The sequence below is a fragment of the Bradyrhizobium sp. USDA 3650 genome (assembly GCF_054057395.1).
Window position 1 is genome coordinate 4,594,018 of record NZ_JBSRZG010000001.1, and the last position, 24,096, is coordinate 4,618,113.

Below are 24,096 nucleotides of genomic sequence, written 5' to 3' on the forward strand. Positions count from 1 at the left end.
AACGGCTGCGACGCCGTCGGCGCCGCCTCCGGCAACTAGTCGCGGCGGAAATGGGGCCGGTTCAACGGCGGCGACTAGCGCCGGGCCGATACCTGTCCGCTTTCGACGTCAAAGATCTCGCCCCCGGCGCCGATCTCGACGAAGGCGGCGGGGTCTGCGCCGGTCAGCCACACCTGCGCGCCAAGTTTTCGCAGCTCGTCGAACAGCGCCGCGCGCCTGCTCGGATCGAGATGCGCGACCACCTCGTCGAGCAGCAGCAGCGGCACGATGCCGGTCATCTCGGCGACCAGGCTCGCATGCGCCAGCACCAGCCCGATTAGCAGCGCCTTCTGCTCGCCGGTCGAGGCATCGCGCGCCGGCATGCTTTTCGGCGCGTAGATCACCTGCAGATCGGTGAGATGCGGACCGTCCGTGGTGCGGCCGGCGATAGCGTCACGCGGACGGTTGTCGCGCAGGATCTGGCGGTAGCGGTCCTCGACCGACGTCGCGGTCTCCGTCAGCAGCGCGTTCTCCATCCAGCCGTCGAGCGCGATCTGCGCCGAGGGGAAGGCGGAGGCCTGCGCGCGCGCGTTGAGCATGCCGGTCAGCCGCGCCGCGGTCTGGCCCCGGGTCGCGGCGACCGCGACCGCAAGCTCCGCGGTCTCGCGCTCGATCGCGTCACACCAATGGTCGTCGTAATTGCGCGTCTCGAGCAGGCGGTTGCGCGAGCGCAGGGAACGTTCGAGCGCGGAAATGCGGCTGGAATGGTCGCTGTCGATGGCAAGCACCAGGCGGTCGAAGAAGCGCCGCCGCTCGGACGCCGCTCCCATGAACAGCCCGTCCATCGCCGGCGTCAGCCACACCATGCGGATGTGGTCGCCGAACGACGCCGCCGAATTGACCGGTTCGCGGTCGATGCGGCAGCGCCGGCTGACCGGGCTATCTGCGCGCGGCGGATCGATGCCGGTGCCGAGCGTGGCAAGGCCCAGCGCGCCCTCGACCTGTGCCGACACCGCCCAGGAGCCGTCGCCCTGGTTGTCGGCGACGTCGTCCAGCGTCGCGCGCCGCAGCCCGCGTCCCGGCGACAGGAACGAGATCGCCTCGATGCAATTGGTCTTGCCCGCTCCGTTCGGCCCGACCAGCGCCACCATGTCAGCCTTCACCTCGAGCCCCGCCGCCCGGTAATTACGAAAATGCGTCAGCGTCAGGCGATGAATGCGGGAGGGGGTCATTGTGCTCGTCGTGCCGGGCGGTGCGTCCCCTCTCCCCTTGTGGGAGAGGGTGGCGCCTCACGAAGTGAGGCGACGGGTGAGGGGTATGTTACCGCAGGGCGAGCTTTGCAAGGATGTCCTCCAATACAGAAGCGGGCTGCTGCAACACGTCATTGTTCCAGTAGCGCGCGATGACAAAGTCTTCAGCGGAGAGTGTTGCGTCACGAGCTGCGTCGCGTTGCGATTCCGCATGCTGAGCGCCGTCGATTTCGATCACGAGGCGCTTTTCGAAGCAGACGAAATCGAGAATGTAGCTTTTGAACGGGACTTGTCGGCGAAACTTGAAAGCGGAGAGTTGCCGATGCCTGAGCAGGCGCCACATTGCCGCTTCCGCATCCGTCGGGTCGTGCCGCATATTTTTCGCGAATTGGCGGAGACGTTTGGGGACTGGTCGGTGGGATGGTTCCTGCGGCACGAACCCCTCACCCGACTGAGTATGTATCCGCCCGCGGAGATGCCCTCTCCCACAAGGGGAGAGGGCGCAGCAACGGGAATCGCGCTTGTTTCGAGAAGATTTGCTGCCGCTTCACCCTCTCCCCTTGTGGGAGAGGGTGGCTTCGCGCAGCGAAGCCGGGTGAGGGGTTGTCTCCGCATAAAAGGTGTCGCGAGAGGAGGAGCACGTCCCTCACACCCGCATCGGCATCAGCACGTAGAGCGCGCTCTTGTCGTCGCGGTCTTGCACCAGGGTGGGTGAGCCCGGGTCGGCGAGCCGGAGGGTTGCGACGTCGCCTTCGATCTGGGCGGCGATGTCGAGCAGATAGCGGGAGTTGAAGCCGATATCGAGGGCGTCGGAGGCGTATTCGACTTCGAGCTCTTCGGTCGCGCTGCCGGAATCCGGATTGGTCACCGACAGCACCAGCTTGCCCGGTGACAGCGAGAGTTTCACGGCGCGCCCGCGCTCGCTGGAAATCGTCGAGACGCGGTCGACCGCGTTCTCGAAATCCTTCTTGTCGACGACGAGCTCCTTGTCGTTGCCCTGCGGGATCACGCGGCCGTAATCGGGGAAGGTGCCGTCGATCAGCTTCGAGGTCAGCACCACATTGCCGATGGTGAAGCGGATCTTGGCCTGCGACAGCTCGATCGTGACCTCGGCCTCGTTGTCCTCGATCAGGCGTTGCACCTCGCCGACGGTCTTGCGCGGCACGATCACGCCGGGCATGCCCTCGGCGCCCTTGGGCTGGACCAGGTCGAGCTGGGCGAGGCGGTGGCCGTCGGTGGCGACGCCGCGCAGGGTGGCGGCTTTGGCCGAGCCTGCGGCATGCAGATAGATGCCGTTGAGATAATAGCGGGTCTCCTCCGTGGAGATCGCGAACTGGGTGCGGTCGATCAGCCGCTTGACGTCCTTGGCGGCGAGATTGAACGAGTGCGACATGTCGCCGGCGGCGAGATCCGGGAAATCGTTCTCCGGCAGCGTCTGCAGCGTGAAGCGGGAGCGGCCGGCGCGGATCGCCAGCACGGCGCGGTCGCCGTCGGCCTCGAGCACGATCTGCGAACCGTCCGGCAGCTTGCGCACGATGTCGTAGAACATGTGCGCCGGCACGGTGGTGGAGCCCGCGGTTGCGGTTTCCGCCGCGAGCGTTTCCGTCACCTCGAGATCGAGGTCGGTCGCCTTCAGCGACAATTTCGCGTTCTCGGCCCTAACAAGCACGTTGCCGAGGATCGGAATCGTATTGCGGCGCTCGACCACGCGGTGGACGTGGCCCAGCGACTTCAGGAGTTGCGCGCGTTCGACCGTAACCTTCATTGCACTACTCGCCCGATCCCCAAGGAAACACAAATCTGGAAAAGCCGGGCGGCGGGACGCGCGCCACGGCACCGAAGACCCCGGAAGGCCGGATCATCCAGCCGATATGACCAAAGCCGTCAGGGTCGCGCAAGGTGGCGCGTAAAGTCATCCGTTTCAAGGGATTGCGCGACGGTTCCCCACGATTTACCGGCAAAGACGGGGCCGGCGCCCGGAAGCAGGTGCGCTCCCTCGCCCCGTTCTTACAGGGAGAGGGTTGGGGTGAGGGGCCTCTTTCCGCGGGCGAGCCTGCCGATGGACCTGTACCCCCTCACCCGGATCGCAAGAGCGATCCGACCTCTCCCCGCAAGCTGGGAGAGGTGAAGGAAATAGGCGTTTATTCCTGAAGCTGGCGCTTGAGCGATTCGACCTCGTCCGACAGCGCCGTGTCCTTGGAAACCAGGGCCTCGATCTTGCGAACGGCGTGCAGCACCGTGGTGTGGTCGCGCCCGCCGAAGCGGCGGCCGATCTCGGGGAGCGATCGCAGGGTCAGCGTCTTGGCGAGATACATCGCCACCTGGCGCGGACGGACCACGTTGGCGGTCCGGCGCGAGGACAGGAGGTCGGAGCGGCTGACATTATACTGCCGCGCCACCACGCGCTGGATGTCCTCGATCTTGATCCGCTTCGGTTCCTGCGGCCGGATCAGGTCGCGCACCTCGTGCTCCGCCATCTCCAGCGTCACCGGCCGGTTGTTGAGCTTCGAATGTGCGAGCAGGCGGTTGATCGCGCCTTCGAGATCGCGGCCGTTGTGGGTGATGGCGCGGGCCAGATAGGTCAGCACCTCCTCGGGCACCTCGAAGGTTGCATGATGAGCGCGGGCGGCTGCGACGCGCGACTTGAGAATACCGTGCCGCAGCTCCTCGCCGAGCGAGGCCATCTCGACCACGAGGCCGCCGGCCAGCCGCGAGCGCACGCGGTCGTCGAGGCTTTCGAGATCGGACGGCGGACGGTCGGCCGCGATCACGACCTGGCGGCCGGCATCGATCAGCGCGTTCAGCGTGTGACAGAACTCGGCCTGGGTTGACTTGCCCTGCAGGAACTGGAGATCGTCGATCACGAGCACGTCGATGCCGCGCAACGCTTCCTTGAAGGCGAGCGCCGTCTGCGTCTTCAGCGCGGCGACGAAGCCGTACATGAATTTCTCGGCGGTGAGATAAAGCACCTTGCGCTCGTTGCCGGAATTGCCAGCCCAGGTCACCGCCTGCAAGAGATGCGTCTTGCCGAGGCCGACGCCCGCATGGATGTAGAGCGGATTGAACATGACGGGATCGCCGCGACGACCCTCGGCGACCTGACGCGCAGCCGCATGCGCCAGCGTGTTGGAACGGCCGACGACGAAGCTTGCGAAGGTCAGGCGCGGATCGAGCGGCGAGCCGCCGAGCGCATCATGATTGGCCGAGACCGGCGCGGTCGCGGTCGAGCGCAGCTCCGGCGCAGGCGAGCGGCGCGTTTCGACCGGCGCGGGCGCTTCCTTCTGCTGCACAACGGGGCGCACGGCCGAGCGCACGGTGAGATCGATCCGATGTACTTCCGGCATCTCGGCCTGCCAGCACGACAGCACGCGCTCGGCATAATGGGCCTGGATCCAGCTCTTCAGGAAGCGGGTCGGCACCGACAGTCGCACGCTCTCGTCCTGGACGCCTTCCAGATCCATGCGCGCAAACCAGCTCGTATAGACGTCTTCGCCAACGTTCGAGCGCAGCCGACTCTTCACGCGTGACCAGCGATCCTGTTCCGGGGTTGTCATCATTTGAGAACTTTTCTTGAGAGATAAGGTTGCGTGGTGAGCGCCATGCAGAGTTCCTGCCAGCAATACCTGCCGAGGATTATTTGCAATGGCGGGACCTCAAGCGATTTCACCTGCAGGCATGGCTCGACCGTTCGGCGGAACGCCGCGTCCGATCAGCAATGTCTAGAGATGGAGGGGTCGCGAGGTCAGCGCGTACTCGGCGCTCCGTGACACGCGGGAGGCTTGGTGTCCGACGAATCTAAAACGGCATCGCTGGAAGTCGAAATGCTGGAAGTCGAAATGTGTTTCAATACCGCGTTGAGTTCGTAAGACATGATACCTCCCCGTCCTGCCGTGATTGCTCACGACAAGGTCCTGCGTGTCCAAACGACACCCGCGTCGTCATCGGATGCCTGCCCGTGTACTCGTCCGCTCGGCCTCGCCATCATGCCTGTCGGGGCAGCTTTCAAGATGTCTCTTAAGCGCGAGAGAAAGATCCCGCTTGGAGACATTCAGACAAAGAGCTACCGTTCCCACATTGCTGTGGGTTTTGATCCGACAATCGCTTGTTGAAGCGCCGCCTACGTGCACATCGCCGCCGATTTGCACGCTCGCCCCGTTTCCGATACCGCGCTGGTCTCAAGATCGTGGGCGCCGCTGACCTCTTAAGGAATACACTATGCGGGAAGACTCGCAACGGAATTGATTCACACTTGAGGCATCAAAAATCTTGATCTGCGTTAACGCCACGCGGACTTGTGCACAGGCTTCAGAGCAAGTTTTTGGATTCGTGCACAGAATCGAAGACACCACGTTTCATGTGACAATTCTCCGCCACCGCCAAAAATTTTTTACAAAAGCGTCACGCGCACGACGCGCTGGCGATTTTTCCAAATGCTTGGCCTCACTATGTCGATAAGTGATTAGCGAGACATCGTTTTTTGAGTCTCGTTTGACAGGGTAACTCCATCGCGTAACGCGATCCGGGGAAACTACGGTGTGCAGAACTCGCAGGTGCCGCGAATTCAACTTGAGCCCGCCTCGCAAGGACTTTTTGCACCGCGGTGGAAGTTTCCGCTGTTGCAAAACCATTCGCAGGTAAAACTACGGGACACGTCATGGTGCAAACGTCGCAATCCTCCGATCGAAGGTCGCTCGACGCGTGACTGCTTGCGTGAATATGACGGGCAACAAAAAAGCCCGGCGCTATGCCGGGCTGTTTGACGTATGCGATGTGCGACCGGATCGTCCGATCGAACGAATGCTGCTAGATCACTCGCGAGCTTACTTGGCGAGCTTGGCGATCTGCGCGGTGAGCCGCGAGACTTTGCGGCTGGCATTGTTCTTATGAATGATGTTTCGCTGCGCGGCGCGCATCAAGGCGGGCTCGGCATTCGCCAGCGCCGTCACGGCTGCGGCGCGGTCGCCGGTCTTGATCGCTTCTTCGACGTTACGCACGGCACCGCGCATCTGGGTGCGGCGCGACTTGTTGACGGCGGTGCGGCGGGCGATCTTGCGCGTCGCTTTCTTGGCGGAAGTGGTATTGGCCATGGTCTCAATGTCCTTTGCGGGTACCGGTCGCGTCTTGGTCGGGTAGCGCCGGCTTGCTTGACCGCGTAATCGACGCTCGGAATTAGGGTGTTCGGTTGCTAGGCTGTTCCCGGAACACGAGCGACGGCCTTGCGGGCCATCTCTGAGGCCCAGGGAGCCTCTCAGCCCAAGGAGCCTGCATCTGCTCAAAGAACAGCGGCGGCAGGATTGCGCCCGCCGCCAGTTGGCGCCCTTATAGAGAGGGTCTTTGGCACCGTCAACGCTTTCCGGGACTGCAAAAGCAACCCCTCAGGGCGCGGATGAATGCTGTAACGCCCTGAAGAGGTTGAATTTCTGCCGTCTCCCTTGTATTGGCTGGCGGCGTTCCGAGGGTCGTCCGATCGGACGACTATAGAGGGTGAGGCATGATCCGCGGCTTTTTCCGACTGATTGGGCTGCTGCTGCTCGCCGGCGGGTTCATCTTCATGGTCTATGACGGCGCCCGCTGGGTGGCCGACCAGACCCTGCGGTTCACCCGCTTCGGCCAGTTCTGGAACGACATCAATCAGGCCAGCCAGACGGCATTCCGGACCTGGGTCGAGGCCAAGGCGCCCTGGCTCTGGACCTCGGTGATCCGCCTGGTGCTGGATCAGCCGGTTTTCGCCGTCCTCGGCATTCTCGGCATCCTCCTGATGATCCTGTTCCGCCCGCGCAAGCCGCTGATCGGCTATTCCCGGGATTGAGCTTTCAATTCCCGGGATTGAGCTTTCAATTCGCGCGACTCGAACCGGCGCGCGAACGGCGTAACAGGGCTGCCCCTTTGCGCGTAAAGACCTATATTCCCAACTGATCGCGAGCACGCCGCCTGAGCGCTTGGCTCATCGCCTTGGCTCAGGCGAGGCACAGCTCGTTCCCGGAGATCCGTCCATGCTGTTCATGCGCAAGACCACCGCATTGCCGAGCGCCACGGAAGCGCTGCCCGGCCGTGCGCAAGCCATTCCGACCGCGACCACCCATTTCGTCAACGGCACGAAGTTGCAGCCGCCTTATCCCGCCGGCCTCGAGCAGGCGGTGTTCGGGCTCGGCTGCTTCTGGGGCGCCGAGCGCAAGTTCTGGAAGCTAGGCGAGGGCGTTTACACAACGGCTGTTGGCTATGCCGGCGGCCACACGCCGAACCCGACTTATGAAGAGACCTGCTCGGGCCGCACCGGTCACACCGAAGTGGTGCTGGTCGTGTTCGATCCGAACAAGGTGTCGTACGAGAAGCTGTTGAAGACGTTCTGGGAGAGCCACAACCCGACGCAGGGCATGCGTCAGGGCAACGACGTCGGCACGCAATATCGAAGCGCGATCTACACCACTTCAGACGCGCAGAAGACAGCGGCCGATCAATCGAAGGTGCTCTATCAGAAGGCGCTTGCTGCAAAAGGTCTCGGCACCATCACCACCGAGATCGCGCCCGCCGGCGAATTCTACTTTGCCGAGGACTATCATCAGCAATATCTGGCCAAGAATCCCGCCGGCTATTGCGGCCTGGGCGGCACCGGCGTGTCCTGCCCGATCGGCGTCGGTGTAAGCGCGTAAAGTTGGCTCCGGGCTCGCTGCACCTCTCCCGCTTGCGGGAGAGGTCGCATTGCATCGCAGATGCAATGCGGGTGAGGGTTCTCTCCTCTGGGCGACTGTCCCGCCGTGGAGACACCCTCTCCCCAGCCCTCTCCCGCAGGCGGGAGAGGGGGGGCGCACCGCGCTCCTAGCGCGCCGCACCGTTCCACCCATCCCCCCTCAACGCTTTATTAACCATAACCGGTGCATCACTGAAGCTGTCTCGTTTCGAGGGATAAGTCCGGTGCCGGTTGCACGCGCGTTTCGATGGTCGATCTCGGCAGCGTCCCTGGCAGCGTCCGCCGCGCTGACCCTTGGCGGCTGCATGCAAACCGCTGGTCCCGTCGCCTATGTGCAGCCGCGCGCCGATCTCGATTCGATGGCCTATGGCCAGCCCTACAACGCGCCGCAGCCGGTCGTCGTTGGCAGTGGCGGCGGTGCCATCGCAGCACTCAGCAATTCCTTTGCCTCTTCGCCCGCGCCCATGCCGGTCGGTTATGCCGCACCGATGGCGGCGCCGGTCCGCTACGATTCCTCCTACCATCTCGACGCCGGCGACAGGCTGCGCGTCGTGGTCTATGGCCAGGAAGGTCTCACCAACAGCTACGCGATCGACGCCGGCGGCTCCATCACCATGCCGCTGATCGGCGGCGTGCCGGCACGCGGCCGCACTCCGGCCGGCCTTGCCGGCGAGATCGCCGCGCGGCTGCGCAACGGCTACATCCGTGAGCCCTCGGTCGCCGTCGAGATCGAAGCCTATCGCCCGTTCTTCATTCTCGGCGAAGTCTCCGCGCCCGGCCAGTATCCTTACGTGCCGAACATGACGGTCGAAAGCGCCGTCGCGATCGCCGGCGGCTTCTCGCCCCGCGCCAAGCGCGACGTGGTCACCGTCACGCACACTGAAGCCGGCGGCGCCATGCGCGCCGTGGTGCCGCTTGGCACCCCCTTGAGCCCGGGCGACACCGTGTTCGTCGGCGAACGCTGGTTCTAGAGCGCTTTCGAGCGAAGCTCTAGCTCACCGCCTGAAATCCAGCCGCCCGTTCGGAAAACATCCGTCGATCCTGGTGGCATCGACCACGCGCCCGATCCATGGCCGCGTGATCGCGGGATTGGTTAGGTTGATGTATTTCCCGACCAGGCGCGCGCCCTCGCGCGCAGCATCGATCAGCCCGTGCCGTCGGCCGTGATCCCAATCAAAGCGCAGATAGATGCGTCCGCCTGCGACCCGCACCTCCGCGCGTCCCGCTTTCCAGGCTTGCGGCGTATCGCCGGCAATGGTCGGATCGGCGCCGCCATTCCAGCGGCTGGCCCAGATGCCGTCGAGCGGGTCTGACTGTGCCGCGATTTTTGCCCACGCCGCCGCGTTGAGGTCGGCGGCATCGCCGGCAAGCCCTGCGGTTGCGGCATAATCCATGACGTCGCGATCATCCGGCGCGGGCACGTCCATGGTGCCGAACGGATTGCGGATGACGATGTTCGTATTGGCCTGCTGCATCACGATCTCCCGGCGCGAATTGGCTTGATCAGCCAGCTCTATCGCCGCGCGGCAGGATGCAGCCACCCGATTCCTGCTCGTCATGCCCGGGCGCGCGAAGCGCGAGCCCGGAATGACAGCGGAGACAGCCGCGCGCGCCTATTTCAAATGCCTTGCGAAAAATTCCATGCTGCGCGGCCAGGCGATGTCGGCGCTGGCCTTATCGTAGCTCGCCCGCTCGTCGCAATGGAAGCCGTGCTGCGCGCCCGGATAGACGAAGACCTCGACGTCCGGCCGCTTCGTCTTGATGGTCTCGACGTCGGTCAGGGGAATGCCGGCATCCTTCTCGCCAAAATGCAGCTGTGTCGGCGCTTTGGCTGTCTCGTCGGCAAAGCGCACGACGGCGCCGCCGTAATAGCCGATCGCGGCCTTCAGGCCCGACAGCCGCGTCGCCGCGACGAAGGCGATGCTGCCGCCCAGGCAAAAGCCGATGATGCCGACCGGGCCGACGCTCTTCACCGCATCGATCGCCGCCTGCGTGTCGCGCAGCATCGCGTCCCAATCCGGACTGGCGACGAACTTGCGCGCTTCCGCGATCTCGTCAGGCGTGTAGCCGCACTGGAAGCCCGGTGAGGTCCGGTCGAAGATCGACGGGGCGATCGCGACATAGCCTTCCCCGGCGAGACGATCGCAGACCGAGCGGATGTGATGGTTGACCCCGAAAATTTCCTGGATCACCACCACCGCGCCCTTCGCCGTGCCCGCGGGATCGGCGCGATAGGCACTGAGCTGGAAATTGTCGGAGGCCGTCAGCTTGATGTCTTGTCCCACGCGGGTTGTCCTTGTTGGTTGTCACGAATTCACTCTTTCTCCTCATCCTGAGGAGCGCGCTCTTGCGCGCGTCTCGAAGGATGAAAGGCCGAGCAGCGAGAGGCGGGCCTGCATGGTTCGAGACGGCGCTTTGCGCCTCCTCACCATGAGGATCACTCCCACATCCAGTTCTCGCCATAGTCCTCCTTCCATCCCGCCAACCGGCCATGACGGAATTGCAGGAACAGGCGGTGACGGTACGGGATCAGTCCGCTGCCGCCGATGTTGCGAAGCGCGAGATAGATCTCGTTGCCGGGACGCCCGCGCACATATTGCAGCGGTTGCCCCAGCGCCCGCGCGCTCTGTCCGGCATCCATGCCGAAGGCGAGCGGCGTGTTGTTCGACAAGGTCGCGACAAAGGGCAGGCGGGGCGGTGTCCCGCCGAATTGCTCGGCCTGCGCGGATACTGACAGCAACACCGCGCCCGCAGCCAACATCGCTCGCTTCATTGTCTGTGTTCCCGTCCGATCGTCCTATTCCGGCAAGTTCTTCAGGAAAGGCAGCACCGCGTCAACAAAAGCCTGCGGCTGGTCGATGTTGACGGCGTGTCCGGCGGCGGGAATCACGGTTTTTTGTGCGCCGGGAATTTTCGCGGCCATGTAGTCCGACGCGGCGAGGAACGGCGTGTCGTCGGCACCGACCACGATCAGGCTGGGCACCTTGATCTCCGGCAGCAGCTCGATCACCTTCGCATCGCGCTGGGTCAGCATGCCGCGTGCGGCGAGCGCCAATCCCCTGGCATTGCGATGGCTCGCGGTGGCGCGCTCGCGCGTCGCCGCCTTCAGCACGTCGAGCCCTTCGCGGTCGAACTTGTCGGCGGTGGCGAGCGCCCGCGCGTTCCAGGCCTCGCGTGCGTCGTCCTTCTTGAAGCCCGGTCCGGTGTCGATGATCAGCAGTGCGCGGACGCGCTTTGGATGCGCGCGAGCAAAGGCGAGCGACATGTAGCCGCCGAGCGAGAGCCCGCCGATAATGGCGCGCTCAGTGCCGACCACATCGAGGATAGCGGCGATGTCGCCGACCGTGAGTGCTTCGCTGTAGGCGGCGGGATCGTCGGGATAATCGGACTGGCCGTGACCGCGCATGTCCCACAAGATCAGCTTGTGATCCCTGGCAAGCGCCTCGACCTGCCCATGCCACATCGCCGACGTCGATGAGTAGCCGTGGGTCAGCAGCAGCGGCGGACCTTCGCCGTGAACCTCGTAGTAGATTCTGACGCCGTCCCGATCGATCCCAGGCATTCTGCCCACCCTTGTTTTTGTTTTCCTCTCCCCTTGTGGGAGAGGGTGGCTCGCCGCGATAGCGGCGAGACGGGTGAGGGGTTCTATCCGCGTACGATCCAGTGGGTTCGCGGAGAGAACCCCTCATCCGGCGCCGTAGCCGAAGCTTCGCTTCGGCGTCCATTTTAGAACGGCGGCCGAAGGCCGCCTATGCCACCTTCTCCCACAAGGGGAGAAGGGACGACCAACGTGGCGCTCGTACTCTAGCCCGCCAAGTTACCTCGAAGAAACCGCCTCGACGCGATAGCACGCATGTCTGACACGCTTTCTGTTTGCGTTCAGTGGCTGCACCATCGCCGTTCTCGCAACGCACAAGATGCGCGCGCCGCGTTTGTTCGATCGATTCCAAATTGCATTTGCCTCCGCGCCTGAACGCGATCATTCTTGCGGCCAAGGCTGGCGCCGGCCCGGTGGGCGTCCGTCAACACAAGTTGCCGCCGTAAGCGGCTTCATGCACCGGCAGGGGAAGACGCCTATGCCAACTCTCACCATCAACGGGCGGAGTATGTCCGTGGATGCGGCGAATGATACGCCGCTCCTCTGGGCGATCCGCGAGCAAATGCAGATGACCGGCACCAAGTTCGGCTGCGGTGCCGGCCTGTGCGGGGCCTGCACCGTGCACGTCAACGGCGAAGCCGTGCGCTCGTGCCAGACCATGGTCGGCGATGTCGCCGGCAAGAAGATCACCACCATCGAAGGCCTCGCCGCCAAGGGCGACCATCCCTTGCAGAAGGCCTGGATCGCCGAGCAGGTGCCGCAATGCGGCTATTGCCAGTCCGGGCAGATCATGCAGGCGGCCTCGCTGCTGGCGAAGAATCCCAACCCGACCAAGGAAGAGGTCGTGGCACATATGGACGGCAATCTCTGCCGTTGCATGACCTATTCGCGGATCCAGAAGGCAATCATGCGCGCCGCAACCGAGATGCGCACCGCATCCGCCTCCGGCAACGAGCGGAGGCCCACATGAATAAGCACATCAAGAGCGTTACAGCCGAAACGACAGATCTCAGCCGCCGCTCCTTCCTGGTCGGCACCGCGGCAACCGGCCTCGTGCTCGGTTATGCCGGCGTGCCCGGCATCAGTGAGGCGCTCGCGGCGCCCCAGAACTTCGAGCCCAGCGTCTGGTACGCGATCGCGCCCGATGGTCTCGTCACCGTCACCTGCGGCAAGGCCGACATGGGCCAGCACATCGCCTCCACCATGGCGCAGATCGTGGCCGAAGAGCTGGGCGCGAAGTGGAGCGACATGCGGGTGCAGCTTGCCTCCAATGATCCGAAATTCAACGATCCCGTGCTGGGCGCACAGATCACCGGCGGCAGCTGGTCGACCATGATGAACTTCGACGCCATGAGCCGGGCCGGTGCCGCCGGACGGATGGCGTTGACGGAAGGCGCGGCCGCCGCGATGGGCGTGCCGGCGTCGGAACTGGTGGTGCGCGATTCCATGATCTCGCATCCGAAGTCAAAGAAGGCGATGTCGTTCGCCGATGTCGTCAAGAGCGGCAAGGCGACAAAAACCTTCACGCCGGACGAGCTCAAGGCGATCGTGCTGAAGAGGCCGGATCAATACACCATGATCGGCGTGTCGGTGCCGCAGCTCGACATCCCGTCCAAGACCAACGGCACAGCCAAATACGGCATCGACGTGATGCTGCCGGGCATGGCCTATGGCGCGGTGGTGACGCCTCCGGTGCGCTTCGGCGCCACCGTCAAGTCGGTCGACGACAGTGCGGCCAAGAAAGTGCCGGGCTTCATCAAGGCCGTCACCCTCGACGACAAGACCGGAACGACGTCGGGCTGGGTCGTCGCAGTCGCCGGCACCTATGCCAATGCCAAGAAGGCGGCGCAGGCGCTCAAGATTGCCTATGACGGCGGTCCGAACGCGAAAGTGTCGAGCCAGTCGCTGCTCGACGAGGCCAAGCGGCTTCAGAAGCAGGAGGATTCCGGCCAGTTCTTCGTCAAGGACGGCGATCCCGCGGCGGCGTTCGGCACGGCGGCCAAGGTGCTGGAGGCGGAGTACACCACCAGCATCAACATCCACGCGCCGTTGGAGCCGATGAACGCCACTGCGGAGTTCAAGGGCGACATCCTGCACATCTATTCCGGCAACCAGTTCGCCACGCGCTCCGGCGCGATCGCGGCGGGTGCGGCCGGGATCGATCCGAAATTCGTCGTCATGCATCAGATGTGGCTCGGCGGCGGCTTTGGCCGCAGGCTCGATGCCGACATGATGATTCCGGCGGTGCAGGCGGCGAAGGCGATCGGCAAGCCGGTGAAGGTGATCTACACGCGCGAGAACGACATGACGATGGATTTCTCGCGTCCGCTCACCTACCAGAAAGTGAAGGCGGGCGTAGACGGCGACGGCAAGCTCGTCGCGCTCAGTCACGACGTGGTTTCGGCCTGGCCGACCCAACGTTGGGGCATTCCCGATTTCCTGACGCCCTCGGTCGACAAGAAGGGTCCGCTCGACTCCTTCACGGTGAACGGGGCCGACTTCTTCTACACCGTGCCCAACCATCATGTGCGCGCGATCAAGAACGAGATGGCGCACAACGCCACGCCGTCCGGCCAGCTCCGCTCGGTCGCGCCGGGTTGGACCTTCTGGGCGGTCGAAAGCATGATCGACGAGATCGCGGCTGCGGCGGGCAAGGACCCCGCCCAGTTCCGCATCTCGCTGCTCGACGGCGCCGGCAAGAACGACGGAGGCGCGCAGCGGCTGCGCAATACGCTGCTCGCCGCGATGGGCCTTGCCGGCTACGGCACCAGGAAGCTGCCGAAAGGCGAGGGCATGGGCGTGGCCTGCGTCTCGTCGCAGGAACGCGCGACCGCAAGCTGGACGGCCTGCGTCGCCCACGTCGCCGTCGCGCCCTCGGGCGAGGTCACCGTGAAGAAGCTCACGGTCGCCACCGACGTCGGCACGCAGGTGCATCCCGACAACATCCGCGCCCAGGTCGAAGGCGCGGCGCTGTGGGGCCTGTCGCTGGCGATGTACGAAAAGGCGACGCTCAAGGATGGTGGCATCGAGCAGACCAACTTCGACAGCTACACGCCCTTGCGCATGAGCCAGGTGCCGGAGGTCGCGATCGCCGTGATCGCCAATGGCGAGAAGGCCACCGGCGTCGGCGAACCCGCGGTGACGGTGATCGCACCCGCGATCGGCAACGCCATCTTCAACGCCTCGGGCGCCCGCGTCCGGGCCCTGCCGATCACGGCGGAGGCCGTGAAGAGCGCGATGAAGGCGTAAGGCTGGTTGCGATTGTTGACCTGACGTGATCCGCCGGGGGCAGCCCCGGCGGATTCGTTTGAGCGTGATACACCGCATCCGCATATTCGCTGTCATGCTCCGCGAAAGCGGGGCATCCAGTACGCCGCGGCTTCTCGGTTCTAGCCGCGCCGTCTCGGAGTACTGGATCGCCCGGTCAAGCCGGGCGATGACGGCAGTGGGTGGGGCGGGCCGTGCCCAAAATTTCCCTTTGTTATCAATGACCATTCTACTGTGCATGGGGTTGTTTTCGAGGTTTCGATTGGAACCGCCCGGGGAGCCGAACTCCGTAAAATTGTTCCTGATTCCGCAGGGTTCCATTGAGCACGCCTCTTAAGGGCCGGAGAACCTGATCCGGCTTAGGCTTCTGCCCGAAACACGCCCGTGCTCTTGGGGAAGCCATGAACGCCTCAGCCAAACCCGCCGCCAAACGCCGGCTTCTGCTCGCCTCCGACCGGAGCGACGAGAGCAGCGAGCTCGCCAGCATCCTCAAGGCGGTCGGCGACGTCGCGACAGTGACGACGCAGGAGCTCCCCGAGCAGCCCTCGCGCGATCTCTCCGGCCTCGTGGTCGACATCAATCTGCGTTCGCCCGAGAGCGTGCAGCGGGTGCGCAACAAGCTGCGCGGCGATGCCTATTGCGCGATGCCTCGTCTGTTCGTGCTTGCCGATGCCCTGCATCACGGCACCATGCAGGCCTGGGCGCTGGGCGCCACCGACACCATCTCGCGGCCGCTCCAGCCCGAGGACATCCTGCAGCGCATCCGCGCCGCGTTCCCCGACACCGCCGTCTATGACGCGACCGATCGCGGCAAGACGCTCAATCGCGGCGTCGAGGCCGCGCATGCGGTGCTGAAGAAGATGTTCGAGAAGCTGCCGCTCGGCGTGCCCCTGACCTTCGACGACGTCATCGCCGCCGAGAGCAAGATCCTGAAGGCGATCAAGCACTCCTCGCTGCGCGAGTGGCTCACCACGGTGGGCTGCCACCATGTCGGCAGCTATCGGCACTGCTTGTTCGTGACCGGATTTGCGGTCTCCTTCGCCCAGCATCTCGGCATGCGCGAGGACGACCAGCGCCGGCTGACCCGTGCCGCGCTGCTGCACGACGTCGGCAAGGCGTTCGTTCCCTCCGCGCTGCTCGACAAGCCCGGCAAGCTCACCGACGAGGAGATGGCCGAAGTCCGCCAGCATCCGCGCCGCGGCTATGACGCGCTCGCAGCCCAAGGCGGCTTCCCGCCCGAGATGCTGGACGTCGTGCTGCATCACCACGAATTCCTCGACGGCTCCGGTTATCCTAACAATCTCTCGTCGAACCAGATCAGCGATATCGTGCGGGTCACGACGATCGTCGACATCTACGCGGCCCTCGTGGAGAAGCGTGCCTATCGCATGCCCTTCACCCACTCGCGCGCGTTTACGATGATGGAAGGCATGGGCGGCAAGCTGGACCAGCAGCTGTTGCAGGCCTTCCGCCCGGTGGCGCTGGGGTCGTTCTGATGGCTGCGTAGGGTGGGTTAGCGTAGCGTAACCCACCATGCTTCCGCATTTGCCGGACGAAGTTGGTGGGTTACGCCTTCGGCTAACCCACCCTACTTTACGCCTCACCCCACCATCTTTCTCAGCTCCGCCTTCGCCACCTTCTCCAGCGTCGAGCGCGGCATGTCGTCGACGAAGCGGATCTCGCGCGGCACCTTGAAGTCGGCGAGGCCGGCGCGGCAGGCGGCCATCACGGCCTCGTGCAGATCAGGCCGCGCACCGGCGACGCCACCCTGCGGGATGATGAAGACGACCGGCACCTCGTCCAGCATTGGATGCGTCTTCGCCACCACGGCGGCCTCGCGCACGCCGGGGACCAGTGCGACCACCTGCTCGATCTCGGACGCGGCGACGTTCTCGCCGCCGACCTTGAGCATGTCCTTGCTGCGGTCTGCGAAGCGGATGTAGCCGTTCTCCAGCCGCACCACGCGGTCACCGGTGAGAAAGAAGCCGTGCTCGTCGAAGCTCTCGCGCGTCGCCTTTTCGTTGTGCAGATATTCGGCGAACAGCGACAGGCCGACAATGCCCTTGATCGAGAGATTTCCGGTGCCGCCGATTTCGGTCGGCCCCCCGTCGTCGTCGGTGATGCGGATTTCATATTCCGGCGCGGCGCGGCCGATCGACATCGGGATGTTGGGCTGATCGATCTCGCCGACGATGCCGTGGGTGATGGTCTCGGTCATGCCCCACCAGCCGATGATCTTGACGCCGAAGGCGGCGAAGGCCGGCGGCTCGTTGATCGCGGTGCCCCACAGACGGAATTTGTGATCGCGCGGGATCTCCTGCTCGAGCAGCGCCTTCATGCAGAACGGGATCGTCGAAGTCCAGGTCGAGCCGTGCTCGCGCGCGGCGCCCCAGAACCGGCTGGCGGAAAAGCGCGGCTGGATCACGCAGGTGGCGCCGACCCATAGCGTCGCCAGCATCGAATAGGCCAGCGCGTTGGTGTGGAACAGCGGCAGATAGGCCTGATGCACGTCGCTTGCGTGCAGGTCCTCGTGCGCGGCGTTGATCTTGGCGCCCCACAGTGCGTTGGCGTGGGTCCACAGCACCGCCTTGGGGCGCGATGTCGTGCCCGAGGTGTATTGCACGCTGCACGGCGCGCGCGGATCGATCGCGCGCCTGGGACGGTCGGCGCTGTCGGCGAACAGCGATTCAAAACTATCGCCGCGCGAGATCGCTTGCGCGGGCGCCACGCCCGAATCGTGCGAGGTCACCGCCATCCAGCGGATGTTGCGGCAATTCTGCGCGACGATCTCGGCATAGGCCGGCTGCGTGATCGCGGCGACCGCGCCGCAATGATCGGCAAAATAGTCGAGCTCGGCCGGTGCCGAGCGCGTGTTGGTGGTCACCGCGATGGCGCCGAGTTCGACACAGGCGAACCAGGCCAGCAGCGCCTCGATGCAATTGTCGAGGTGAATGAGCACATATTCGCCCGGCTTCACGCCGCGCTTCGCCAGTCCCGCCGCGAGCGCGCCGACCCGCTCGTGAAACTCGCCATAGCTCCAGCGCCGCGCGGGCACGTCGAACGGCGCCCAGATCAGGAACGGATGTGAGCTGCGCACCTCGGCGCGCATCTTCAGCAGCCAGGGCACGTCGAGCCCGTCGAATGGGCCCACGATTCCGGCCGCGGCTTGTGAATTCGGCATATGTCCTCCCGTGCAGCCTGCATCTTGCTGGCGGCTGCGTTTTGATGATTGCGTCTTCCTGCTCTCTCCGCCGTCATTGCGAGCGGAGCGAAGCAATCCAGGATCCCTCTCCGGAGAGAGTCTAGATTGCTTCGTCGCAAGGGCTCCTCGCAATGACGATGCGTGGGGCAGGCGCCTCGGCCTTACCGGCTGCCGTCCTCATACGACGAAATCTCGATCAGGCTGCCATCCGGATCCCTGCAATAGACCGACCGCAGGGTGCCGCGGGCGCCCTGCTTGAGAACCGGGCCTTGTTCGATCGCGACGCCATGTGCCTTCAAATGCGCCACCACCTCGTCGGGGCTGGCGGATGTGAGGAAGCACAGATCCTCGCTGCCGGCGGTCTGGTGGTCCGCGGTGAACCACTCCACCTTGTCGGCATCGCGCGGCCGGACGTTGATCTTCTGGTTACCGAATTGCAACGAAGTCCGCGGCGCTTTGCCGCCGCCGGGGTCGAACACCTTGACTTCCATGCCGAGAATCTTGCCGTACCACTCGGCGGTCACTGCGACGTCCGCGACGTTGATCACGAGATGATCGAGGGCTTCGACCTTGACCGCCATGCCTTATCCTTTCGTCGTGATGCGCCCCGTGCACTTTCCGCCTGCGGCAAGCTTTGTTACAACCGCGCCGACGCCATTTTCAAGCTATCTGGCTTCAAGAACAACACGTTGGGAGAACCCTTGAAATGATCACTCGCCGTACCGCGCTGAGCCTGCTCGCCGCCAGTCCGCTTGCAGCCAGCCCGCTGTCGAAGGCCTTTGCCGCCGATTATCCGACCCACCCGGTGAAATGGGTGGTCGGCTATCCGCCGGGCGGGGCCACCGACATCTTGGCGCGGCTGATCGGTCAGCGGCTGTCGGAGAAGTTCGGCCAGCAATTCGTGATCGAGAACAAGCCGGGTGCCGGCAACAATATCGCCACCGAATCGGTCGTCAACGCCGAGCCCGACGGCTATACGCTGCAGCTGGTCAATCCGGCCAACTACATCAACGCCTCGCTCTACACCAACCTGAAGTTCAACTTCGTGCGCGACATCGCGCCGGTCGCCTCGTTCCAGCGCGTGCCGAACGTGATGACTGTCAACAAGGACGTGCCGGCCAAGACCGTCGCCGAGTTCATCGAATACGTGAAGGCCAATCCCGGCAAGGTCAACATGGCTTCCTCAGGCAACGGCACCTCGGTGCATCTGTCCGGCGAGATGTTCATGGCGCTGACGGGCTGCAAGATGCAGCACGTGCCCTATCGCGGCGCCGCACCCGCGATCACCGACATGCTCGGCGGCCAGGTGCAGGTGATCTTCGACAACATGCCCTCGATCATCCAGCATATCCGGTCCGGCTCGCTCCGCGCCATCGGCGTCACCACGGCGGAGCGCTCGCCGCAGCTGCCCGACGTGCCGGCGATCGGCGAGACCGTGAAGGGCTACGAGGCGAGCGCGTTGTTCGGCATGGGTGCGCCGAAGAACACGCCCAAGGACATCATCGCCAAGCTCAACAGCGAGATCAACACGCTGATCAAGGAGCCGGACATGGCCAAGCGCCTGGTCGAGCTCGGCGGCGAGCCGCGGGCGCAGACGCCAGAGGCGTTCGGCGAGGAGATCAAGGCCGAGACCGAGAAATGGAAGAAGGTCGTCGAGTTCGCCGGCCTCAAGGTCGAGTAGCGATCTCGTGATGTCCGTGATCGGAGCCCTGCCCGTTCGGCAGGGCTTTTTTCTTGCGCATCAAGGTTTCTTGCGTGTCAGCGCCCGTCGATCTGGAATAAAACGGCGTGGCGAAACCTGATGTTATATGGCGCGTATCTCGCGCCACGAGGATAGGAGTTGGAATCATGCGCAAGACGCAATTGGCTCTGCTGGGCCTCGGCGCGACACTCCTTGCCGGCTTCTCCGCCGTCACCCCCGTCGCGGCCCACGACTACCCCTGGTGTGCCCAGGGCGGCGGGTACGAGTATCCCGGCGATTGCACCTACAGCACCTATGGACAATGTCAGGCCAGTGTGTCGGGCCGGCTCATGGCCTGCGGGCCCAACCCGCTTGTCGCCTACGGCCAATCGTCCGTGCCGCAACCGCGGCAGCCGCGGCGCACGCGTCCCGTCGCGCCATATTGAGGAACTCGCGGTTTGACTGGCAGCCCGGATCGCGTTCGCGCCATCCGCGGCCGCGCAGACGCCGTTCCCGCTACCGCTTCGCCTCAGCTTGCTCGATGCCGTTGCACGAGATCAGCATCGTATACGGCCGCGCATTGCCGGCGATGTCGGTGGTCTTGATCTCGCCCTTCGGTTCGGCAGTCTGGTAGGGCACCACGGAGTTGTCGAGGAAGTCGCGCAGCGCGCCGGTCTTGATCGCGAAGTTGATGTTCTCGGGGATGTTGCCGGTCGCAGCGGCCATCCGTAGTCCGTCCAGCTTTCCCGTAACGACGCCAACGATCTGCCCGGTGGTGTCGAACAGCGGGCCGCCGCTATTGCCGGGCTGCACCGGCGCACTGATTTGCAGGAAACGCGAATCGTTGCGCATGCCGCTGAGCGAGCTGACGATGCCAGTCGTCACGGTGAAATCCGAAGTCAGCAATCCATGGAACGGAAAGCCGATCGCGACGACGGAATCGCCGGAGCGGATCGAGCGGTCGCGAATCCGGGCGAACTCCTTGAACGTGGTCGTCGACGGCGCCTGCAGCAACGCGAGGTCGTTGTTGGCGTCGCTCGACACCACGCGCAAAACCATTCCGGCTTCGCCCGTGAGATTGCCCTTGATGTCGCCGACGCAGCCATTGATCACATGATTATTGGTGACGACATGCCCGCTGGCACTCACGACAAAGCCGGTACCGCTTTTGGCTTTGGCGGACTTGCTGGCCGGCGGTGATGCTTGCTTGTCGGGCGCCTGCGGCTTTGCCGCGACCTTCGTAAAGTCTCCGGCCTTGTTCAGGCCCTCGGCTTTCACCTTGGTGACGCAATTGGCCAGTGCCGCAATCACGGGCCCGGCCGAGGTCAGGTCGAAATTCAGCGCGGTGCGGCCGCTCGTCGCGACCATCAGGCTCGCCTTCTGAAACGCGCGTACCACGTTGGCAGGCATGACGGAGCTGAGCATGTTCGTCTGGTTGGCCGTGGCGAACAGTCTGGCCTGCTCCTGTCCGTCAAAGATGACGTCGATCGCGGCGTTCTCGCCCTGCTTGAAGTGGTAGCTGGGACTCGCAAAGCTCAATATCCACGAGCCCCCAGTATTCTGGCCGACGACGAGAATGACGCCGTTGGCATAAGGCGCCGTCGCGGCACAGTGCGAGAAGGCTCCCGTTTCGTCATTGCTGAACGCGCCGCCAACCCAGTTGCCGATTTTGACGCTGCCGAATGGCCCGGCCGCGTGCGCAACGCTGCCAACGCTCAGCTGCAATAATGACGCAACGATAAATGACTTAAGCCACATGCTTTCCCCCCAGAACGCGCTCGCGCGCATCTTATCTGCGGGAGGAGGTGTCGCGCAACCGGCAGTTGTCCGGCGACGACCAGCGTCAAGAGGCGATGTTCGGGACTTGCCTTTACTTTGCGATCCGATATACTTTGCGGTACAAAGTAACGGGATCGATAGTCCCGGCAAACATGGGCGGAACGAGGTTTTGGCGTTGCCAATGCGCGATCTCGACAAGGCACTGGCCGACATCGTGGCGATCCGCAGCCAGATTGCGGCCGGCACGGCGTTCCGCGGTTACGGCCCGGCGACGATGGCGGCGACCGGTGCGGTCGCGCTTCTTACCGCAATCCTGCAATTCTGGTTGCTCGATGATCCCACCGACGAGCCGCTCGGTTTCTTCTTCGGCTGGTTCATTGCCGCCGCGCTCTCCGGCTTGACGATCGGTATCGAGATGCGCGCACGTTCGCGCCGCCATCATTCGGGTCTCGCCGATGCGATGATCCATCAGGCCGTCGAGCAGTTCCTGCCCGCAGGCGTTGCCGGTGTTCTGCTTGCGGTAGTGATGTGGAAGTTCGCGGGCGAAACGCTGTGGTTGCTGCCGGGCCTGTGGCAGATCCTGGTGTCGCTCGGCATTTTTGCATCCGTCCGCTCGCTGCCGCGCACAGTGGCGCTCGCAGGCGCCTGGTATTTCATGTCCGGTTTTGCGGTGGTGGTGCACGCGAGCCAAACCCACACGCTGTCGCCATGGACCATGGGCCTGCCCTTCGTGATCGGGCAGTCCGTGATGGCGGGCATTCTGTATTTCGCATCCGGAGACCATGATGTCGAAGATTGAGAGCGCACCCTTCTCTTATGAAGGACTGGACCGCGTGATCCACGAGAAGGCGAGACTCGGACTTCTGACCTCGCTGATGGCGCATCCGAAGGGTCTGGCGTTCGCCGATCTCAAGCAGCTCTGCGGCCTCACCGACGGCAATCTCAGCCGGCATCTCGCCGTGCTCCAGGAAGCCGGCCTCGTCGAGGTGACCAAGGGCTATGAGGGCAATCGCCCACACACGACCTGCCGCCTGACCAAGGCCGGCCGCCGCCGCTTCCTCGATTATCTCGCCGTGCTCGAACGGCTGGTGCGCGACGCCGCCAAGGCTGCCGGCCGCGATGCGGCGCCGCTCGGCCGCCTCGGTATCGTCTCGACCTGATCCTCCCCCTTTTTTGACCGGAGACTTTGCAATGCAAAGTGACCTTATGTCCCGTAACGAGAAGCTTCACGTCGGCATCATCATGGACGGCAACGGCAGATGGGCGACACGGCGCGGCCTGTCGCGCCTGCGCGGGCATGAGGCCGGCGTCGAGGCGATCCGCCGCATCGTCGAAGCCGCGCCCAAGCAGGGCATCGGCACGCTGACGCTCTACGCCTTCTCCACCGACAATTGGCGCAGGCCGAAGGCCGAGGTCGCCGCGCTGATGACGCTTCTGCGCTTCTACCTCGCCAACGAGGTGCAGAGCCTGGTCAAGAACGGCGTGCGCCTCACCGTGATCGGCCGCCGCGACCGCTTGCCCGACGGCATTGCCAATGCGATTGCGCGTGCGGAAGACGCCACCGCGCACGGCAGCACGCTTCATCTGCGCATCGCCGTCGACTATTCCGCCCGCGATGCCATCCTCAACGCGGCGGCGAAGGCGGCGGCGCTGACGAGCCTCACCCGCGAGGCGTTCTCGCAGCTCGTCACCGGCGAGGCCGGTTTGCGCGATGTCGACCTCATCATCCGCACCTCGGGTGAGAAGCGGCTGTCGGACTTCCTGCTCTGGGAAGGTGCCTATGCCGAGCTGCACTTCACCGAGCGGATGTGGCCCGAATTCGACGCGGGCGATCTCGCCGCGGCCCTGGCCTCCTTCCACGGTCGCGAGCGCCGCTTCGGCGGCCTCCAGGCGATCGTGCCGGAAGAGGTGCCTTCACTCTCTCGCGTGTGATGCCCGGCACTGAGCAACGAAACTGTTCGTTTTCGGCCGCAAGATTGGCAGCACTGTCCAAGCGCTAAGCGCGCGGTCTCGGCTAGGTCTGCATTCGATGCAACCTGCCGAAAGCCTCGCGCATGTCACACTTATTGCTGGATGCCGTTGTCGAGTCAGCCGAAGCCAGCGCCACGGTCTGTATCAGGCCGGCCAGCGCGTCCGATGTCGAGAGCCTCTCGATCTATTTCACGAGCCTCTCCGCGACATCGCGCAACAAGCGCTTCATGGGTGCGCGGGCGGACATTGCCGTGGTCGCGGCCGAGTGCGTCGCCAGGACCAGCCATCCCGGTCATTTCACCCTGCTCGCCGAGATCAAGCAGGAAGGGCAAGGCACCATCATCGGTGAAACCAGATACGCCTACGATGCGGCTGCACGGCATGGTGATTTCGCTATCTCCGTTGCCGATGGGTTTCAGCGCAAGGGCGTCGGCCTCCGCATGATGACGGCGATGGAGAGGCACGCGAGCGATCTCGGTCACGAGATGATTGCAGCCGAGACCGCGCGCGTGAACGCCGAGATGCGCGGCCTTGCGAAGAAGGCCGGGTTCGAGGACACCGGTCTCGGAGACTGGCAGTCGGTCCATCTCGCGAAGCGTCTGTCGCGGGTGTGCGGCTTGCCACAAATTTGAGCAAGCGCGCGACGCCGATCGTGCCCTAGTATCTCCCTGCGACGGGAGC

24 protein-coding genes are annotated in these 24,096 nt (G+C 64.3%); 12 read left to right on the top strand and 12 right to left on the bottom strand.

All coding sequences use genetic code 11. The features are described 5' to 3' along the window. Window positions 1-74: 74 nt before the first annotated feature. The 5 genes from recF to rpsT all read right to left on the bottom strand — a co-directional run bounded on the left by recF (window position 75) and on the right by rpsT (window position 6,316). Entirely contained in the window at window positions 75-1,211 is a 1,137-nt protein-coding gene (recF, locus tag ACVIN2_RS21430) for a DNA replication/repair protein RecF (protein ID WP_456767056.1), read from the bottom strand. Window positions 1,212-1,299: 88 nt separating this feature from the next. Beyond that, on the bottom strand, window positions 1,300-1,665 hold the full coding sequence (locus tag ACVIN2_RS21435) for an endonuclease domain-containing protein (RefSeq protein ID WP_456767057.1): 366 nt from the start codon (window positions 1,663-1,665) through the stop codon (window positions 1,300-1,302). Window positions 1,666-1,875: 210 nt separating this feature from the next. After that, the gene (gene dnaN, locus ACVIN2_RS21440) at window positions 1,876-2,994 is read right to left on the bottom strand and encodes a DNA polymerase III subunit beta (RefSeq protein ID WP_106943766.1); all 1,119 of its coding nucleotides are present in this window, start codon (window positions 2,992-2,994) and stop codon (window positions 1,876-1,878) included. Between the two features lie 376 nt (window positions 2,995-3,370). After that, window positions 3,371-4,783, bottom strand: coding sequence for a chromosomal replication initiator protein DnaA (gene dnaA, locus ACVIN2_RS21445; protein WP_026233035.1), 1,413 nt, complete (start codon window positions 4,781-4,783; stop codon window positions 3,371-3,373). Between the two features lie 1,266 nt (window positions 4,784-6,049). Next, window positions 6,050-6,316, bottom strand: a complete 267-nt coding sequence (gene rpsT / locus ACVIN2_RS21450; RefSeq protein WP_007598259.1) for a 30S ribosomal protein S20 — start codon at window positions 6,314-6,316, stop codon at window positions 6,050-6,052. 404 nt (window positions 6,317-6,720) lie between these two features. Between rpsT and ACVIN2_RS21455 the strand changes: the two genes are divergently transcribed. The 3 genes from ACVIN2_RS21455 (at window position 6,721) to ACVIN2_RS21465 (ending at window position 8,888) form a co-directional block, all read left to right on the top strand. Continuing rightward, window positions 6,721-7,038 (top strand): hypothetical protein, encoded by a 318-nt coding sequence (locus ACVIN2_RS21455; protein ID WP_007616084.1) that lies wholly within the window; start codon window positions 6,721-6,723, stop codon window positions 7,036-7,038. 184 nt (window positions 7,039-7,222) lie between these two features. Continuing rightward, window positions 7,223-7,879, top strand: a complete 657-nt coding sequence (msrA, locus tag ACVIN2_RS21460) for a peptide-methionine (S)-S-oxide reductase MsrA (RefSeq protein WP_456767058.1) — start codon at window positions 7,223-7,225, stop codon at window positions 7,877-7,879. A gap of 262 nt (window positions 7,880-8,141) precedes the next feature. Beyond that, window positions 8,142-8,888, top strand: a complete 747-nt coding sequence (locus ACVIN2_RS21465; RefSeq protein ID WP_446480418.1) for a polysaccharide biosynthesis/export family protein — start codon at window positions 8,142-8,144, stop codon at window positions 8,886-8,888. Between the two features lie 24 nt (window positions 8,889-8,912). On the opposite strand, the gene ACVIN2_RS21470 is transcribed toward ACVIN2_RS21465, so the two are convergent. The 4 genes from ACVIN2_RS21470 to ACVIN2_RS21485 form a co-directional block, all read right to left on the bottom strand. Further along, a complete protein-coding gene (locus tag ACVIN2_RS21470; RefSeq protein WP_456767059.1) occupies window positions 8,913-9,392 on the bottom strand; it encodes a hypothetical protein in 480 nt (159 codons plus the stop codon). A gap of 138 nt (window positions 9,393-9,530) precedes the next feature. Beyond that, entirely contained in the window at window positions 9,531-10,202 is a 672-nt protein-coding gene (locus ACVIN2_RS21475; RefSeq protein WP_456767060.1) for a dienelactone hydrolase family protein, read from the bottom strand. A 152-nt stretch (window positions 10,203-10,354) separates the two neighbouring features. Further along, window positions 10,355-10,690 carry a hypothetical protein gene (locus ACVIN2_RS21480; RefSeq protein WP_456767061.1) on the bottom strand — a complete coding sequence of 112 codons (336 nt, stop codon included), beginning with the start codon at window positions 10,688-10,690 and terminating at the stop codon, window positions 10,355-10,357. A gap of 24 nt (window positions 10,691-10,714) precedes the next feature. Further along, complete coding sequence (locus ACVIN2_RS21485) at window positions 10,715-11,479, bottom strand: alpha/beta fold hydrolase (RefSeq protein ID WP_456767062.1); 765 nt, start codon at window positions 11,477-11,479, stop codon at window positions 10,715-10,717. A gap of 514 nt (window positions 11,480-11,993) precedes the next feature. On the opposite strand from ACVIN2_RS21485, the gene ACVIN2_RS21490 reads away from it, so the two are divergent. From ACVIN2_RS21490 to ACVIN2_RS21500, 3 genes are all read left to right on the top strand, one after another. Continuing rightward, on the top strand, window positions 11,994-12,485 hold the full coding sequence (locus ACVIN2_RS21490) for a (2Fe-2S)-binding protein (protein ID WP_456767063.1): 492 nt from the start codon (window positions 11,994-11,996) through the stop codon (window positions 12,483-12,485). Further along, window positions 12,482-14,764 carry a molybdopterin cofactor-binding domain-containing protein gene (locus ACVIN2_RS21495; RefSeq protein WP_456767064.1) on the top strand — a complete coding sequence of 761 codons (2,283 nt, stop codon included), beginning with the start codon at window positions 12,482-12,484 and terminating at the stop codon, window positions 14,762-14,764. Before ACVIN2_RS21490 ends, ACVIN2_RS21495 begins: the two co-directional genes overlap by 4 nt. A 419-nt stretch (window positions 14,765-15,183) precedes the next feature. Further along, complete coding sequence (locus tag ACVIN2_RS21500; protein WP_456767065.1) at window positions 15,184-16,278, top strand: HD-GYP domain-containing protein; 1,095 nt, start codon at window positions 15,184-15,186, stop codon at window positions 16,276-16,278. Between the two features lie 104 nt (window positions 16,279-16,382). Here the strand turns inward: ACVIN2_RS21500 and ACVIN2_RS21505 are convergent, their stop codons facing one another. Both ACVIN2_RS21505 and ACVIN2_RS21510 read right to left on the bottom strand, forming a co-directional pair. Further along, complete coding sequence (locus ACVIN2_RS21505) at window positions 16,383-17,963, bottom strand: ATP-dependent acyl-CoA ligase (protein ID WP_456767066.1); 1,581 nt, start codon at window positions 17,961-17,963, stop codon at window positions 16,383-16,385. Window positions 17,964-18,145: 182 nt separating this feature from the next. Continuing rightward, window positions 18,146-18,565, bottom strand: a complete 420-nt coding sequence (locus ACVIN2_RS21510; RefSeq protein ID WP_456767067.1) for a VOC family protein — start codon at window positions 18,563-18,565, stop codon at window positions 18,146-18,148. Window positions 18,566-18,690: 125 nt separating this feature from the next. On the opposite strand from ACVIN2_RS21510, the gene ACVIN2_RS21515 reads away from it, so the two are divergent. Beyond that, window positions 18,691-19,665, top strand: a complete 975-nt coding sequence (locus ACVIN2_RS21515) for a Bug family tripartite tricarboxylate transporter substrate binding protein (protein ID WP_456767068.1) — start codon at window positions 18,691-18,693, stop codon at window positions 19,663-19,665. 167 nt (window positions 19,666-19,832) lie between these two features. After that, on the top strand, window positions 19,833-20,111 hold the full coding sequence (locus ACVIN2_RS21520) for a DUF3551 domain-containing protein (protein WP_456767069.1): 279 nt from the start codon (window positions 19,833-19,835) through the stop codon (window positions 20,109-20,111). 70 nt (window positions 20,112-20,181) lie between these two features. Here the strand turns inward: ACVIN2_RS21520 and ACVIN2_RS21525 are convergent, their stop codons facing one another. Continuing rightward, on the bottom strand, window positions 20,182-21,423 hold the full coding sequence (locus ACVIN2_RS21525) for a S1C family serine protease (protein WP_456769774.1): 1,242 nt from the start codon (window positions 21,421-21,423) through the stop codon (window positions 20,182-20,184). A 202-nt stretch (window positions 21,424-21,625) separates the two neighbouring features. Here ACVIN2_RS21525 and ACVIN2_RS21530 point away from each other — a divergent pair, with 202 nt between their 5' ends. From ACVIN2_RS21530 to ACVIN2_RS21545, 4 genes are all read left to right on the top strand, one after another. After that, entirely contained in the window at window positions 21,626-22,243 is a 618-nt protein-coding gene (locus ACVIN2_RS21530; protein ID WP_456767070.1) for a hypothetical protein, read from the top strand. Then, window positions 22,230-22,604 (top strand): transcriptional regulator, encoded by a 375-nt coding sequence (locus ACVIN2_RS21535; RefSeq protein ID WP_456769775.1) that lies wholly within the window; start codon window positions 22,230-22,232, stop codon window positions 22,602-22,604. The genes ACVIN2_RS21530 and ACVIN2_RS21535 overlap by 14 nt, the downstream gene beginning before the upstream one ends. Before the next feature lie 31 nt (window positions 22,605-22,635). Beyond that, window positions 22,636-23,376, top strand: a complete 741-nt coding sequence (locus ACVIN2_RS21540) for a di-trans,poly-cis-decaprenylcistransferase (protein ID WP_456767071.1) — start codon at window positions 22,636-22,638, stop codon at window positions 23,374-23,376. 122 nt (window positions 23,377-23,498) lie between these two features. Then, a complete protein-coding gene (locus tag ACVIN2_RS21545) occupies window positions 23,499-24,047 on the top strand; it encodes an N-acetyltransferase family protein (RefSeq protein WP_456767072.1) in 549 nt (182 codons plus the stop codon). Window positions 24,048-24,096 lie beyond the last annotated feature (49 nt).